This is a genomic window from Phyllobacterium sp., from assembly GCF_037994405.1.
Classification (GTDB): domain Bacteria; phylum Pseudomonadota; class Alphaproteobacteria; order Rhizobiales; family Rhizobiaceae; genus Phyllobacterium.
Genome location: NZ_JBBNAN010000473.1, coordinates 1 through 14,586, shown reverse-complemented (window position 1 = coordinate 14,586; position 14,586 = coordinate 1). Strand labels below are relative to the sequence as shown.

General features: G+C 57.6%; 12 protein-coding genes, 3 pseudogenes and 1 riboswitch. Of the genes and pseudogenes, 13 read left to right on the top strand and 2 right to left on the bottom strand.

Annotation, left to right across the window (positions count from 1 at the left end):
* The 11 genes and pseudogenes from AAAC48_RS26235 to AAAC48_RS26185 form a co-directional block, all read left to right on the top strand.
* A pseudogene (locus AAAC48_RS26235) lies at positions 1-310 on the top strand (LuxR family transcriptional regulator); the annotation flags it as partial.
* A gap of 272 nt (positions 311-582) precedes the next feature.
* Positions 583-771 (top strand): LuxR C-terminal-related transcriptional regulator, encoded by a 189-nt coding sequence (locus AAAC48_RS26230; RefSeq protein WP_340657012.1) that lies wholly within the window; start codon positions 583-585, stop codon positions 769-771.
* Positions 772-1,390: 619 nt separating this feature from the next.
* Positions 1,391-1,498, top strand: a riboswitch (guanidine-I (ykkC/yxkD leader).
* Between the two features lie 76 nt (positions 1,499-1,574).
* Positions 1,575-2,648 carry a putative urea ABC transporter substrate-binding protein gene (locus AAAC48_RS26225; RefSeq protein ID WP_340657011.1) on the top strand — a complete coding sequence of 358 codons (1,074 nt, stop codon included), beginning with the start codon at positions 1,575-1,577 and terminating at the stop codon, positions 2,646-2,648.
* Between the two features lie 64 nt (positions 2,649-2,712).
* A complete protein-coding gene (locus AAAC48_RS26220) occupies positions 2,713-3,531 on the top strand; it encodes an ABC transporter permease (RefSeq protein WP_340657010.1) in 819 nt (272 codons plus the stop codon).
* Entirely contained in the window at positions 3,528-4,346 is an 819-nt protein-coding gene (locus AAAC48_RS26215) for an ABC transporter ATP-binding protein (protein ID WP_340657009.1), read from the top strand. Before AAAC48_RS26220 ends, AAAC48_RS26215 begins: the two co-directional genes overlap by 4 nt.
* Positions 4,347-4,351: 5 nt before the next feature.
* On the top strand, positions 4,352-5,191 hold the full coding sequence (locus AAAC48_RS26210; protein ID WP_340657008.1) for an urea amidolyase associated protein UAAP1: 840 nt from the start codon (positions 4,352-4,354) through the stop codon (positions 5,189-5,191).
* On the top strand, positions 5,184-5,846 hold the full coding sequence (locus AAAC48_RS26205) for an urea amidolyase associated protein UAAP2 (protein WP_340657007.1): 663 nt from the start codon (positions 5,184-5,186) through the stop codon (positions 5,844-5,846). The genes AAAC48_RS26210 and AAAC48_RS26205 overlap by 8 nt, the downstream gene beginning before the upstream one ends.
* A gap of 3 nt (positions 5,847-5,849) precedes the next feature.
* Positions 5,850-9,389 (top strand): urea carboxylase, encoded by a 3,540-nt coding sequence (gene uca / locus AAAC48_RS26200; protein WP_340657006.1) that lies wholly within the window; start codon positions 5,850-5,852, stop codon positions 9,387-9,389.
* A 1-nt stretch (position 9,390) separates the two neighbouring features.
* Positions 9,391-11,193, top strand: a complete 1,803-nt coding sequence (gene atzF, locus AAAC48_RS26195) for an allophanate hydrolase (RefSeq protein ID WP_340657005.1) — start codon at positions 9,391-9,393, stop codon at positions 11,191-11,193.
* A gap of 395 nt (positions 11,194-11,588) precedes the next feature.
* Entirely contained in the window at positions 11,589-11,738 is a 150-nt protein-coding gene (locus AAAC48_RS26190) for a hypothetical protein (protein WP_340657004.1), read from the top strand.
* 758 nt (positions 11,739-12,496) lie between these two features.
* Positions 12,497-12,876, top strand: a pseudogene (locus AAAC48_RS26185) (DDE-type integrase/transposase/recombinase); the annotation flags it as partial.
* Positions 12,877-13,143: 267 nt separating this feature from the next.
* On the opposite strand, the gene AAAC48_RS26180 reads toward AAAC48_RS26185, so the two are convergent.
* Complete coding sequence (locus tag AAAC48_RS26180; RefSeq protein ID WP_340657003.1) at positions 13,144-13,635, bottom strand: DUF1194 domain-containing protein; 492 nt, start codon at positions 13,633-13,635, stop codon at positions 13,144-13,146.
* A complete protein-coding gene (locus AAAC48_RS26175) occupies positions 13,614-13,760 on the bottom strand; it encodes a DUF1194 domain-containing protein (protein ID WP_340657002.1) in 147 nt (48 codons plus the stop codon). Before AAAC48_RS26175 ends, AAAC48_RS26180 begins: the two co-directional genes overlap by 22 nt.
* On the opposite strand from AAAC48_RS26175, the gene AAAC48_RS26170 reads away from it, so the two are divergent.
* Entirely contained in the window at positions 13,759-14,136 is a 378-nt protein-coding gene (locus AAAC48_RS26170; protein ID WP_340657001.1) for a nuclear transport factor 2 family protein, read from the top strand. The two genes, AAAC48_RS26175 and AAAC48_RS26170, sit on opposite strands and share 2 nt — an antisense overlap.
* Positions 14,137-14,396: 260 nt before the next feature.
* A pseudogene (locus tag AAAC48_RS26165) lies at positions 14,397-14,586 on the top strand (hypothetical protein); the annotation flags it as partial.

Sequence of the window (14,586 nt, the reverse complement as noted above, 5' to 3'; positions counted from 1 at the left end):
TGGGCTCGCCTGCAAATTGGAGGCAACTCCCTCTTCGATCTGGATGTTTGATGTGCAGCGTGGCAGAAGGCAAGCCGCCTTCGATGACAACGATGCCAAGCTGCTTCGACATCTTGTGCCGCATTTTTCTCCGGGTTCAACAGATCAGCCGGGATCTGGAATTGACGACGATGGTTGCTTCGTTTCACATCTGTCATTCGGCATTGTTCTCGTCGACAGCCAGATGCGCATTGTCGCTTCGAACGAGGTCGCCAACGCGATCCTTGACCGTCGGAGCAGCCAGATTCGAAACAAGAACGGCGCACTTTGAACAAAGCATCCATCGGATCTCGCGAATCTTCGCCAGCTTGTCGCCAACATTTGTAACATCGGGTCTTGTGGTGCACGAGGACCAGGCGGAGAACATCTCCTGCGGTCAAATCCACTTGATCTGGCGTCAGTCAACCTTGCCGTGTCTGTCCGCCCACTTTTTAAAGGAAGGAACCCCGGCGCAATGTTGCCCCCATGTGCTGCGCTGTTGCTTCGCGAAATTAACTTGCAACTCGGCGCAGATTTTCAGGGTAAATCAGAACACTGTTTGGATTGTCACCCAAAGAGGCGCGAGTGGCGATAGCGCTCGCTTCAGGTCACTCCTTGAAACAGACTGCGCAAGACGAACGCATTGCCTTCAGTACGGCTCGATCGTATCTGGAACACATTTTTTACAAGACGAACACCCGAAGTCAGGGCCAGCTTGTCGCCCTGCTCAAAACTATTCACCCCGTGAATTAGCTGGCAGGGCCGACGACAAGAAGTCGAGTTCGCGTCGAGCGGAGTCCGGAATAGCAGCTACACAGGATCAGCAACGGAACGTGTGTGACACTGTTTCAAGTGGCATTGTAGACTATTAGTCGCCAATCAAAATGAGCCTTTATCGGCATTTTCAAACGAACGTTTATCAGCGAGCTTCGATTTTGAACAAGTGGCCAAGTCCGAATGTAGCTCGAGGGACTTCTTGTCATTGAATTTGCGGCTCATGAGTTAGCGCGCAGTGCGGGACCGTTCTTTAACAATAGCAAATTTTGTTGGCATGTGATCCTCGGATAGGACGTTCAGGTCTTAGAAATCATCATTTCTCCGTACCGCACTCGGTTGACGATTGATTGCTTGATCGACGCTCTAGCGGAATAACTTAGCCGTCTGTGCTCCGCCGCCCTCTGCTCGCGAAATCTATGCCTACTTTAGCGTGAACCTGCCGAAGCCCGCGTTACTGCCTAACAGTCGGGGGACGAACTACGCTTAATTTCTAAGCACGCTCGTCAACTTTTTGTGCAGGGAAGGCAGCTTTGTAAAGAAACCGCAAAAGAATCAATGTCTTCCTGTTTGGCACGCTCCTTGCTTTACTCATAGTAGAGTTGGTGGCTAGGGTTCCGACGCTTTAAAGCGTGCTGGTCCGAGAGCTGCCACCGGTCGGGGAGACATCCCACCGGGTGCACGGCGGGACAAAAGCCCGGGAGACCTCGTTAGCCAAGGGATTGGCGGCGCGATGGTCTATGCCGATCCCTTTTTGAAGAGAAGCAAAAAGGGGAATTTCTATGCAGACTTTTTCGAGAATGCTCTCGATTACCGCACTAGCCGCCTTGCTGGCGTTTGGTTCGACTTCTATTGCCAAGGCCGCACCGAAGACTGACTTCAAAGTCGCCTGGTCGATTTACGTCGGTTGGATGCCGTGGGGTTATGCCGCAGATCATGGCATCGTCAAGAAATGGGCGGATAAATACGGTATCAAGATCGAGGTCACGCAATTCAACGATTATGTGGAGTCGATGAACCAATACACGGCGGGCGCCTTCGACGCGGTAACGCTCACCAATATGGACGGTCTCTCCATTCCTGCTGCCGGCGGCGTTGATACGACAGCAGTCATTGTTGGCGACTTCTCGAACGGCAACGACGCTGTGATCCTCAAGGACAAAAGCTCTCTCGCAGACGTCAAAAGTCAAAACGTCAATCTCGTCGAATATTCCGTTTCGCACTATCTGCTCGCCCGTGCGCTGGAAAGCATCAAGCTGGCCGAGCGCGACGTGAAAGTCGTTAACACCTCCGACGCTGACATGGTCGCCGCCTACAAAACGGTTGATGTGACCGCGGTCGTCACCTGGAACCCGTTGGTTTCGACGATTCTCGAAGAGCCCACCGCCAAGAAGGTATTCGATAGTTCACAAGTTCCGGGCGAAATAATTGATCTGATGGTCGCGAACACCGGCGTTCTCAAGGACAATCCCAACTTTGGCAAAGCACTGGCCGGCATCTGGTATGAAACCGCAGCATTGCTGATGGCGAACAGCGACGAAGGCAAGGCGGCCCGGGAGGCGATGGGTTCCGCGTCCGGCACCGATCTGAAGGGCTTTGAATCCCAGCTTGCCGCCACGAAACTCTTCGACAAGCCGGCCGCTGCGGTCGAATTCACCGCTTCGCCGAGCTTGCCGAAGACAATGGACCTCGTACGCAACTTCCTATTCGAGAAAGGTCTCCTCGGCAACGGGGCCGCGTCTGCGGACGTTATCGGCATCGAGATGCCGAACGGGAAGGTTCTCGGCGACAGTGGCAACGTCAAACTGCGGTTCACCGAGACCTACATGAAGGCTGCAGCCGACGGCTCCCTCTGAGCGATAACCAGACGGCGTGGCTTTGTCCGCGCCGTTTCCGTTCCCTCTCAGAGGAGCTATGTTCATGCGCTGGATCAATACAAGGCCGGGCCGGGGTGCGCAGTTCACATTGCTACTGCTGCCGTTCGTACTGCTAGTTGCCGCCTATACCGCGGGGTCGGTCGCACGGCTGGCGGAAAATCCAAACGACAAGCTGCTGCCCAATCTTGCCGGTTTTGCTGATGCGATCAATCGCTTGGCCTTCCTGCCGGACCCGCGGACCGGCGAATATCTGCTCTGGTCCGACACCGTCGCGAGCCTTATCCGTCTCTTCGCAGGGCTGGGCATTTCGACGGTAACGGCCTTGCTCCTCGGTATGGCCATCGGCATGCTGCCCTATCTCCGGGCATTGCTTTCACCCTTTGTCGCGGTCATCTCCATGGTGCCACCCCTGGCGCTGCTCCCGATCCTCTTCATCGTCATGGGCCTCGGTGAAAGCTCCAAGATTGCGCTGATCGTCATCGGCGTAGCACCGACAATGATCCGCGACCTTGCTCTCAAAGCCCAGGATTTGCCTCGGGAGCAGATCATCAAAGCCCAGACCCTCGGCGGATCGTCGTGGCAGATCGCACTTCGGGTCGTAGTTCCACAGGTCCTGCCTCGGCTTATCACGTGCTTGAGACTGCAGCTCGGCCCCGCCTGGCTCTTCCTCATCGCGGCCGAGGCGATTTCGTCCGACTCCGGCCTGGGTTACCGCATCTTCCTTGTCCGCCGCTACCTGTCGATGGACGTCATCTTTCCCTATGTCGTCTGGATCACCTTGCTCGCCGTCGTCACCAATTACGTTCTGGACCGCATCCGCATTGCCGTCTTCCCGTGGTCAGAGTTGGAGAAGCAGGCATGAGCGAACTCGTTGTCGAGAACGTCTGGAAGGAATATGGCGACCAGATCGTGCTCGAGAATGTGTCGTTGACGGTCGCATCCCGGGCCTTTGTCGCCCTTGTCGGCCCATCGGGCTGCGGCAAGACGACTTTCCTGCGCATGCTGCTAGGCCAGGAGCAGCCCACCAGGGGCACGATCCTGGTCGACGGCGAACCTATGCCGACAGAACCGGGGCAGGACCGTGGTGTGGTCTTTCAGCGTTACTCTGTGTTTCCGCATCTTACAGTGCTGGGGAACGTCCTTCTTGGAAAGGAATTTTCTAACTCACGCCATAAGGCAAAGCTCTTCGGGGCCGCGCGGCGCAGTGCTGTCGAAGAGGCCCGCAAGCTCATAGCGGAAGTCGGTCTTTCAGGCGCCGAACAAAAATATCCCGCCCAGCTTTCAGGCGGCATGCAGCAGCGTCTGGCGCTTGCCCAAGCACTGATCATGAAGCCGAAGGTCCTGCTGCTCGACGAACCGTTCGGTGCGCTTGATCCTGGTATCCGCGCGGAGATCCACACGCTGATGAAGCGCCTGTGGAATGAAACCCAAATGACTGTTGTCATTGTTACGCACGACATCCGCGAAGCTTTCACCCTTGCCAGCCGCGTCGTTGCCTTCGAGCGGCGACGGGACCGCCCCGAGGAAAAGCAGCGCTACGGTGCGACGATCACCAAGGACATTTCCATCTGGCCACCCCGCCTTGCGGGCGTGCCGTCGAAGTTTAGCCCCGATCGGGACGGCCCGATCGATTCCCTGGGGTATCGCCGGGACGACCCGGCATTGTCAGGAGAATAATCACTATGCACATCAGACGTTCTGCAGAAGAGATCGCCGCCAACCGGCGGCGTTATGAGGAGCATCAACGCAAGGGATTGGAATTCGCGCCGAAGGCACTGCCAGCACCGAGCCCGCTGCCTGCGCCTGTGATCGATGAGGCTACTGTAATCCACGCTGAAACCATTCCGGGCGGCTGGTATTGGTCGACAGCGCTGAAGCGCGGCGAGTCCATCCGTATAGAACAAGGGGGACCCGCCTCGACCGTTGCCTTGGTCGCCTGGAATGCCGCCGACACGAGCGAAAGGTTGAATCTCGCAGATACGGTCAAGGTGCAATGGACGACGGCACTCGGCAAGGGTCGCGTAATCTTCTCTGATATGGGCCGTGTGATGTTCTCCATCGTGGAAGACAGTTCCGGCGCTCACGATTGCTTGATGGGCGGGTCGACGGCGGCATCAAATGCCGCCAAATATCCGGATGTGAAGACGCGTAACACGCGTGACAATCTGGTGCTTGTCGCCGGAAAGCTTGGCCTCGAGCGCCGCGATATTCCCGGTGCGCTCAATCTATTCGCTCCCGTCGGTGTCGACGACGAAGGCGGCTTTCAATGGCATAGCCAGCTCACGAACAATGATGATTACGTTGAACTGCGTGCCGAGATGGATCTGATTGTCGGCTTCTCGAATTGCCCTCATCCTTTGGATCCAGATCCCGTCTATATGCCGAAGACAGTGAAAGTGACACGCGTCCGTTCCGCCTCGCCCGCCGCGGATGATCTCTCCCGCACTGCCACCGCCGAAGCTGTGCGCGGCTTTGAGAACAACGCGCTGATGTTGGCCTCAGGAGTACGCGACAATGATTGATTTCACTCAGACTGCGGCATCGCGCAGTCTTGAAAATGCTGTTCTGGATCATTTCATCCCGGCCGAAGCACCATGGTCCGGTATCGTGCGCAAGGGCCAAACGATCCGCATCGAGGATAGCTACGGCCAGCAAGCAGTCGATACGCTTTTCTATCGAGCCGATCATTTTTCCGAGCGTTACTCCAACCAGGATACGATGCGGGAACAGGGTGCAGCCTATATTGGCACCGGCACCAGGATCATGTCGAACGAAGGCAATGTCATGCTGAAGATGACGGCCGACAGCTGCGGCCGTCATGATACCGCCGCCGGCGCGTGTTCCTGCGAAAGTAATACCGTGCGCTTCGGCCATGGCATCAAATATCTCCACGCATGCCGCGACAATTTTGTGCTCGAGGTGACCAAGCATGGAATGAGTAAGCGCGACATCGTGCCGAACATCAATTTCTTCATGAACGTACCAATCAAGCCGAACGGTGAAATGGCGATCGTCGACGGCATCTCCTCGCCAGGTGACTATGTCGAGCTGGTGGCCGAAATGGATGTGCTTTGCGTCATTTCCAATTGCCCGCAGATCAACAATCCATGCAACGGCTTTGACCCGACGCCGATCCGGATCCTCATCTGGGATGCAGCCCCCGATACCGGGGCGTGAAATATGTTCAGTAAAATCCTCATCGCCAATCGGGGCGAAATTGCCGTCCGGGTTATCCGGACATTGAAAAAGATGGGCATTGCCTCCGTCGCCGTCTATTCCGACGCGGACCGTTTTGCCATGCCTGCGCTTCTCGCTGACGAAGCGGTCCGCCTCGGTCCCGCACCCGCCAGCGATAGCTATCTGAATGTCGATGCACTGATCGCCGCATGCAAATCGACCGGGGCGGAGGCCGTTCATCCCGGATATGGATTCCTGTCGGAGAATATCGGCTTTGCCGAGCGGCTCGCGGCCGAGGGCATCGCCTTTATCGGTCCGCGTCCGGAGCATCTTTCAGCATTTGGACTGAAGCACACCGCGCGCGAACTCGCCGAGGCAAGCGGTGTGCCTCTGCTTCGGGGCAGTGACCTCCTGAAAAGCGTCGAGGACGCACTCTCTGCGGCAAAAGAAATTGGCTATCCGGTCATGCTGAAGAGCACCGCCGGCGGCGGCGGTATCGGCATGCAGCTCTGCGCTGATGCCACAAGCCTTCAAGCATCGTTCGAAAGTGTACAGCGAACCGCACGCGCCAACTTCGGTGATGCCCGGGTCTATCTCGAACGCTTCGTGGCTCATGCTCGGCATGTTGAGGTTCAGATTTTCGGCAATGGCAAGGGCAGGGTGGTGGCGCTCGGCGAGCGGGACTGCTCGCTGCAGCGGCGAAATCAAAAAGTTATCGAGGAGACGCCTGCGCCCGGCCTTTCCCTGGCTACGCGGGCGCGGCTCCATAAGGCTGCGGTCGATCTCGGTTCCTTGGTCTCATACGAATCGGCGGGCACAGTCGAATTCATCTACGATCCGGTCCGCGAGGAATTCTATTTCCTCGAAGTCAATACGCGGCTTCAAGTCGAGCACCCCGTTACAGAAGCCGTCTTTGGCATCGATCTTGTCGAATGGATGATCCGCCAGACGGCAGGCGAGGATATCCTGTCCGGCGCTGATCTGCTAACGCCGAATGGCGCTGCGATCGAAGTCCGCGTCTATGCTGAAATGCCCCATGCTGATTTTCGGCCGAACGCGGGGCTTCTGACAGAAGTCGTCTTTCCTGAGAATGCCCGCATCGATGGCTGGATCGAGACGGGAACTGAGGTGACGGCCTTCTACGATCCGATGCTCGCCAAGCTGATCGTCATGGCTGAGGATCGTCCCGCCGCGATCGAAAAGTTGAAGGCGGCACTTGCCAATACGGCAATTTCCGGCATCGAAACCAATCTGGATTACCTGCGGGCGATCGCGGCTTCGGAGCTGCTCGCCAGCGGTAAGGTCGCGACCACGGCGCTACGAGACTTCGCTTTCGTTCCGGATATCATCGAAGTGTTGGCTCCGGGCGCTCAGTCGAGCCTTCAGGAGCTGCCCGGGCGTCTCGGTTTGTGGAATGTTGGTGTACCACCGAGCGGTCCGATGGATGAGCGATCCTTCCGTCATGCCAACCGTCTTGTCGGCAATGATGACACGACGACTGCGCTGGAACTGACAGTATCCGGTCCTACACTGCTCTTTTATGCCGACACCGAGATTGCACTTGCCGGTGCACGAATGGCCATGACTTGCGATGGCGAAGAGCTGCAGCACAATCAGGCGGTAACGGTACGCGCCGGACAGGTGCTTTCGATCGGGGCAATCGAGGGTGCCGGTCAGCGCGCCTATCTTGCGGTCAGGGGCGGTCTTGTCGCTCCGGTCATACTTGGTTCACGCGCCACCTTCGGGCTTGGCCAATTCGGCGGCAATGCCACCGGCACACTCAAGACCGGCCACGTGCTGCATCTCGCGCGGCATGCCCCCGTTGGGCCACTGAAGCCCGCAATCGAATTTGCCGAACTCACGCGCGAATGGCGGGTCGGCGTGCTTTACGGGCCGCACGGCGCACCGGATTTCTTTCAGCCGGAAGACATCGACACGCTGTTTTCCAACGCTTACGAGGTACATTTCAACAGTGCCCGCACCGGCATCCGGCTTATTGGCCCCGCACCGAAATGGGCGCGCAGCGACGGCGGCGAGGCGGGCCTCCACCCATCAAACCTCCATGACAATGCCTATGCTGTGGGCGCGATCGATTTCACCGGCGACATGCCGATCATCCTCGGGCCGGACGGACCCAGCCTTGGCGGTTTCGTTTGCCCTGCGGTGATTACCCGCGACGAACAGTGGAAAATGGGTCAGTTCAAGCCCGGCGACAGCATTTGGTTTCATCCGGTTTCCCGCCCGGACGATCCTGTTACCAGGCCCGCCATCCGCCGGCCGACGTCCGATGCTGGGTCAGCCATTGTCGGACAGCGGGACAATGGACCGGTCTCTGTAGTCTATCGCCGCCAGGGAGATGACAATCTGCTCGTCGAATATGGCCCGATGGCGCTCGATATCGCGCTTAGGTTACGGGTTCATTTGCTGATGTCAGCCGTGTCGGCGGCCCAGCTTCCCGGCCTTATTGACCTGACACCCGGCATCCGCTCCCTGCAGATCCATTATGATGGCATGACGCTGACCCGAAAGCGTCTGCTTGGACTTTTGGCGGAAATCGAGGCAGGTCTTCCACCAGCAAAGGAGGTGACGGTACCAAGCCGCATCGTCCATTTGCCGCTGTCGTGGAGCGATCCGCATGCCGAACTCGCCATGCGCAAATATCAGGAACTCGTCCGGCCGAACGCTCCTTGGTGCCCTTCCAACATCGAGTTCATTCGCCGCATCAATGGACTTCCCGATGAACAAGCGGTGAAAGACATCGTCTTCGACGCCAGTTATCTGGTGCTGGGTTTAGGCGACGTCTATCTCGGCGCACCGGTCGCGACGCCCATCGATCCGCGCCATCGCCTCGTCACCACCAAATACAATCCGGCCCGTACCTGGACGCCGGAAAATGCTGTCGGTATTGGGGGCGCATATATGTGCATCTACGGCATGGAAGGACCGGGCGGTTATCAGCTTTTCGGCCGCACGATTCAGGTCTGGAACACCTGGCGGCAGACGACCGCCTTCGCGAAAGGTAAGCCGTGGCTTCTCAATTTCTTCGATCAGATCCGCTTCTTTCCGGTTAGCCATCAGGAATTGACGGAAGCGCGTGCCGCCTTTCCGCATGGCGGTTATCAGGTCAAAATCGAGGAGACGGAGTTCTCGTACGCCGCTTATGAGAAGGAACTGAAGCGGAACGCCCAATCCATCGGGAACTTCAAGAACACACAGCAAGGCGCCTTTGACGAAGAGCGGCATCGCTGGAAGGAAGCCGGACTCGACAGCTTCGTTAGCGATGATGGTGGCGGAGAAAGTCCGGACGCCGATATTCCGGCTGGGTGCTTCGGCGTTGCCAGCAGCATTCAGGGAAACATCTGGAAACTGCTCGTCGAGCCTGGGGCAACTGTTGAAGCCGGCGACGCACTCGCCATTATCGAATCCATGAAAATGGAATTTCAAGTCAATGCTCACGCTGCCGGCCGTGTCCGCGAACTGCGCGCAGCGCCCGGGCGAAACGTCAAAGCCGGCGATATCATCGTTATCCTGGAGGACTGCTAACATGCTGCCGACAATTCTCGATCTTTCAAGCCTTTGTGCGGCCTATCAATCCGGCCTGACACCGCTCGATCTCGTTGAAACGGTGATCACTCGCCGCACCGCATCAAACGATCCGGCGATCTTTATCACCCCCACGCCGGACGAGGACTTACGGGCCGCAGCACGCGGTCTGATGGCGCGAGCGCCAGAGCCAAACAGCATGCCGCTTTGGGGTGTGCCCTTTGCCGTGAAGGACAATATCGACGTTGCAGGCTTGCCGACCACGGCTGGATGTCCCGCCTATGCCTATAATCCGGCCACGGATTCGACTGTCGTCGCGCGTCTCAAGGCCGCCGGCGCTATCGTCATCGGCAAGACAAATCTGGACCAGTTCGCGACGGGTCTTAATGGAACGCGCTCGCCGCATGGCGCCCCGCGCTCCGTTTTCAATCCAGACTACATTTCGGGCGGATCGAGCAGCGGATCGGCGGTCGCAGTCGCGTCCGGCCTTGCCAGTTTCGCTCTCGGCACAGATACGGCCGGATCAGGGCGCGTGCCTGCCTCGTTCAACAACCTTGTCGGTATCAAGCCGACGCCAGGACTGTTGCCGAACACCGGCGTCGTTCCCGCCTGCAGAAGTGTCGATTGTGTGACGATCTTTGCTGCGACGGTCGGGGACGGGGTCGCCGTTCGGAAGGTGGCAGAGGGGTTTGATGCCGCCGATCCGTTTTCGCGCGAAGCCAAGTGGGCTTCGCTTCCCGTGTCAGGGCTCCGGATCGGTGTCCTCGAAAGTGCCGAGCGGGAATTCTTTGGCGACGCCGGAGCCGAACGGCTTTATGATCAAGCGATTGAATTAGTGAAGGCGCTGGGTGCAACCATAGTACCCTTTGATTACGGACCCTTCCGCGAAGCTGCAGCTCTGCTCTACGAAGGGCCGTGGGTGGCCGAACGGCTGGCCGCTGTAGAGTACTTTCTTGCAACCAACGCAGACGATTTCGATCCGACAGTCCGCAAGATCATAGAAGGTGCCAGGGGCAAGTCGGCCGTCGATGCGTTCAACGGCCGTTATAGGCTCGAAGAACTGCGCCGGAAGACCGACGCTGAGTGGGAAAAGGCAGATATCCTGCTTCTGCCAACCGCACCGACAACCTATACGGTCGCCGAAATGAAAGCTGACCCGATCGTGCTCAACGGTCGCCTTGGGCGCTACACCAATTTCGTTAATCTTTTGGATTGCGCCGCCATTGCAGTGCCGGCGGGCTTTGATAGCGAAAGTCATCTTCCGGCCGGCGTCACGCTTGTTGCGCCGGCCTTTGCCGACGATGCCTTGGCGCCTCTAGCCGACGCGCTGCACCGTGCGGCCGCACCCGGAATGGGAGTCGACTTTGGGGCGCAGATACCCGTGGGGAGCGCTATCATGCCTGCGGGCGATGGCTTCGTACCGATCGTCGTGGTCGGGGCGCATCTCTCTGGAATGCCGCTCAATCATCAACTCACCGCACCGGGTGGACGCCTGCTGAAAACCTGCCAGACGGCGCAAGACTACCGGCTGTTCGCGCTTCCCGGGACGGTCCCGCCTAAGCCCGGCCTCATCCGAGAACCCGGTTTCAAGGGCTCAGGACTCGAAGTCGAGGTCTGGTTGATGCCTCCCGATGCATTCGGCCACTTCGTACAAAACATCCCGGGCCCTCTCGGCATCGGCAAGGTCGCGCTCGATGACGGTTCCAGTGTCCCCGGCTTTCTCTGCGAGGCACATGCGGTCCGTGGAGCTGAAGATATCACTCATCTCGGCGGTTGGCGCGCGTATCTGCGTTCACAAAAATGAAACTTTTGCTGATGGAAAGCCAAAGTATGTTGCTTGCCAAGACTATAGCGAAGTTGCTCCTCGAGGGAATTAAAGCCCGAGCTGAATTCTTGATGCTACCTGCCAGCAGTGGAACGCAGGACACCCCAACAGCGCTGACTAGAAACGCGGATCCCGAGTCGTCGAGACCTAGCGGGAAAGGCGGTTCGCCGAAGTGACGAATGTAACTGCGATCGCATACGTACGTTACAGGTAAAATTCGGCGGTGTAACCTTAACTTGCCGCCGTTGCTGATCAGACCCAATGGTGTCTTTGATGGAGCAGTTATGCTGCCGTCACGCATGCAAATTGGTGACGATCTATAGAGGCGGCGCAAAGAGCAGCACTGGAAGTGTGCCCGGAGACCAAGAGGACCCATGAACATGCATTCGAGCTACGACTGGACGGGAGAACGGGCGCGTCGACAAAAGCACATGACGATGTTGGCACGCACTCTGTTGGCAGCGAGCACGGCTCTTGCCATCATATGGCCTGTCGTCGAGCAATTCACCATCCTTGCTGCGTGACAATCGGATCTCGATCCGCTCATTGTATACCGGGGAGAAATTGCGATGGAACCCTGTGCCGCCCTACCGCAGAATTCTATTTGTCATCAGCCATTTCACGGACCGGGGCCACGCGTAGTTTGCACCCATGCGAAGATCGGTAAAGCCCTCCGAAACATGTCTCCCGGTTTCAGCGTCAAGGATGCGAATGAACATAGTATGCTCTGTTCGGTTGACGCGCGTTACGACGCCTAGGAGGGCAAGAGACGCGCCGTGCTCTTTGGCAATTTGGCCCTCACAGCCCCCGCAGTTACGCAAGCCGTGCGGCGCAGCCGCTTTCTCATCCCTCGCTGGCACATCAATTACTGTAAAACGCCCAGACTGGGAAAGCATTTCCTTCGCAACTTGCGCCGACTCGGACAGATAGCGCCTATCGTGCTCGTCCGGGGGAATTATTCCTGCCCCAGCGCTCTTGTCCTCCAATTCGAAAGGAAACACTTCGATTGACATCGGCTTTGTCTGCTGAGCCTGCGCAAATGCGCAGATGCTTACAATAAACGTCATCAGGACAGTCAATGTGCGAATGCCCATGGTAGTCCTCCCGTCAATGTGACGTCCATTGTACACGGCTTGACCACCCGAATCACGATGAAAGCAGCGGAAATTCGACGCTTTGAGTGTGGCGTGGAGGTTTCACTCAGCCTCGGTGGAATGTTGGGCGCTGTTGCAAAAACTTGATTGCGCGATTTGGCGTTGGTTATTTTGCAGCCGGCTTTTCAATTAACGATTTCAAGTGGCGGCATTTTCGCGGTGAAGTGATCCTCTCGGCGGTCCGTTGGTACTGCAAAATACGGGGTCAGCTATCGGAACCTTGAAATGTGCTGTGTGAACGCGGTGTCGATGTCGACCACAACGATTTCTCGTTGGGTTCAACACTATGCGCCGGAGATGGAAAAGCGCCTACGCTGCTACTGCAAGCGACCGTCGATGTGGCGCAGCGGGCGGGTCGATGAGATTATGTGAAAGTGAGGGCAAGTGGGTCTATCTATACCGGGCCCTCGACAAGCACGGCGACACCGATTTCTATCTGTCCCCGACCCGCAATGCAAAGGCCACCAAACGCTTCCTGTGCAAGGCACTCGCCAACTTGAAGAATTATCCTAGTTTGCTGAAACGCGACACCGCTATTCAACGTCGGGAGCCGCTCCCCAGAGAGATGGAATGGGCTGCGGCTGTGACCAACGGAGGACCAACGGAGCAAGCCGCGCTTCTGCCTTGACGGCGGCTTTCCGGCCAGAAACCGCCTCGCTCGGCGGGAGCAAGCCTTCCCGAGGCGGCACCACGAGGCAAGTCATCACCCAAGGGCTACCGTTCAGCGCAACCCTCTCGAATGTGCGGTACAGCCGCCTACCCACCAAGGCATCCGTCAGTTCTCTGACGGGAATTGTGGGTCAACGTTCATACTTATTTCAGTCACCAATTTGCGGCGGAGAGCCGTGGCGTAGTCGCTTTGACCCGTCGGCTTCATTACGAAAGCCTCGGGACCGCCAATGACATAGTCGGCAAAATAGGATGCCAACTGATGGCCAGGATTTTCGTCCTGGGCTGGAATAGCAATCGCGTTGATCGTGTATCCTTTGGCAATTGCCTTCAGCTTGCTCGGCTGAACAGGAAGCCCGTCGTTATTCTCTCCATTGGCAGAGACGTCGATTATTTTTTTGGTGGCCCTTCCTGGAAACTGATCAAGCAACAGACTTGCAACGTCGATGGCCGAGGAAAAGGACGTGCCGCCTCGCCCCCTGCGGCTAAAGCCAGTGTCCCCCCTCTCATCGATAACCAGGGCGGCCGCTTCGGCATCTTCAAGCCCGCAGATATTCGTCCAGGGCAGCACGGTCCTTACGCGCCCCGGCTGGCCCATTCAAAATAAGCAATGCTAATGCAACCAAGATAATTGCCGGCAATGGCCGCAACGATCTCGGGCGAAGTAAGGGCAGCGGCATGTCCCTTGCGCTGCAGGTCGGCAGTAGTCTTGGAGGAAGTCATGCAAACGAACGAAACAGCCGAAATCATGCGTCGGTTCAATCAGGCGTTCCTCGATCACGAGCCCGCGATCCTCAAAGACCTGATCGCACCGGACTGCGTCATGGAGTCGATTCAGCCGGCGCCCAATGGAACGCGGTACGAAGGCTATGACGCCTGCCTCGCGTTCTGGGAGGCCCTCGCCACGGAGCCGGTTACCTATTTCGACGTCGAAGACACGATCGCGATGGGCGACCGCGCTATCATCCGCTGGCGTTTCAATTTCGGCGACGGTCGGTCGGTTCGGGGCGTCAACTTGATGCACGTCCGCGACGGCCGGATCGTCGAAGCGCTGGGTTACTCAAAATCGCCCGGTCAGTCCGCTCCACTACCTGAGTGACCGCTAGACAGTGGTTTCCTCGCCGCCGAACCGACACGTCCGGGGAGCCACTCGGATAAGTCGGCTAGCGGAGAGCGGGTGACCACTGCCTTCCGCCACTGACAACAAACCGATTAGTATCTCAAAGGAGGAGCGCTCGTGATTATCATAGCTGGCCACTCACGGACCAGGAACGTAATTGAGCGCGACGCTGCCGTGGCCGCATTCGCGAACATGGTCGAAAGAGCAAGGAAGCAAAAGACGGTTGCCTTGATATGTCGATGGGCGCGGACTCGGTCGATCCGGAGCGCATCAACGTCTTTGAATGTTGGCGCGACCAGCAGTCGTTGGACGCCTGGCGCAAGATCGCGAGACCGCCGAAGGTCGCTATCAGGGAAACCCGGGTAAAGCTGTACCGTACTGACAAGTGGGAAAATATTTTGGTTTTTTATTCTCATTGTGGATCAATGT

Bases quoted from the DNA above. Each gene is read 5' to 3' on its own strand.
- AAAC48_RS26205 (WP_340657007.1), top strand. From the start codon at position 5,184: ATGATTGATTTCACTCAGACTGCGGCATCGCGCAGTCTTGAAAATGCT.
- atzF (WP_340657005.1), top strand. From the start codon at position 9,391: ATGCTGCCGACAATTCTCGATCTTTCAAGCCTTTGTGCGGCCTATCAA.
- AAAC48_RS26170 (WP_340657001.1), top strand. From the start codon at position 13,759: ATGCAAACGAACGAAACAGCCGAAATCATGCGTCGGTTCAATCAGGCG.
- AAAC48_RS26225 (WP_340657011.1), top strand. From the start codon at position 1,575: ATGCAGACTTTTTCGAGAATGCTCTCGATTACCGCACTAGCCGCCTTG.
- AAAC48_RS26215 (WP_340657009.1), top strand. From the start codon at position 3,528: ATGAGCGAACTCGTTGTCGAGAACGTCTGGAAGGAATATGGCGACCAG.
- AAAC48_RS26220 (WP_340657010.1), top strand. From the start codon at position 2,713: ATGCGCTGGATCAATACAAGGCCGGGCCGGGGTGCGCAGTTCACATTG.
- AAAC48_RS26210 (WP_340657008.1), top strand. From the start codon at position 4,352: ATGCACATCAGACGTTCTGCAGAAGAGATCGCCGCCAACCGGCGGCGT.
- AAAC48_RS26175 (WP_340657002.1), bottom strand. From the start codon at position 13,760: ATGACTTCCTCCAAGACTACTGCCGACCTGCAGCGCAAGGGACATGCC.
- uca (WP_340657006.1), top strand. From the start codon at position 5,850: ATGTTCAGTAAAATCCTCATCGCCAATCGGGGCGAAATTGCCGTCCGG.
- AAAC48_RS26190 (WP_340657004.1), top strand. From the start codon at position 11,589: ATGAACATGCATTCGAGCTACGACTGGACGGGAGAACGGGCGCGTCGA.
- AAAC48_RS26180 (WP_340657003.1), bottom strand. From the start codon at position 13,635: ATGGGCCAGCCGGGGCGCGTAAGGACCGTGCTGCCCTGGACGAATATC.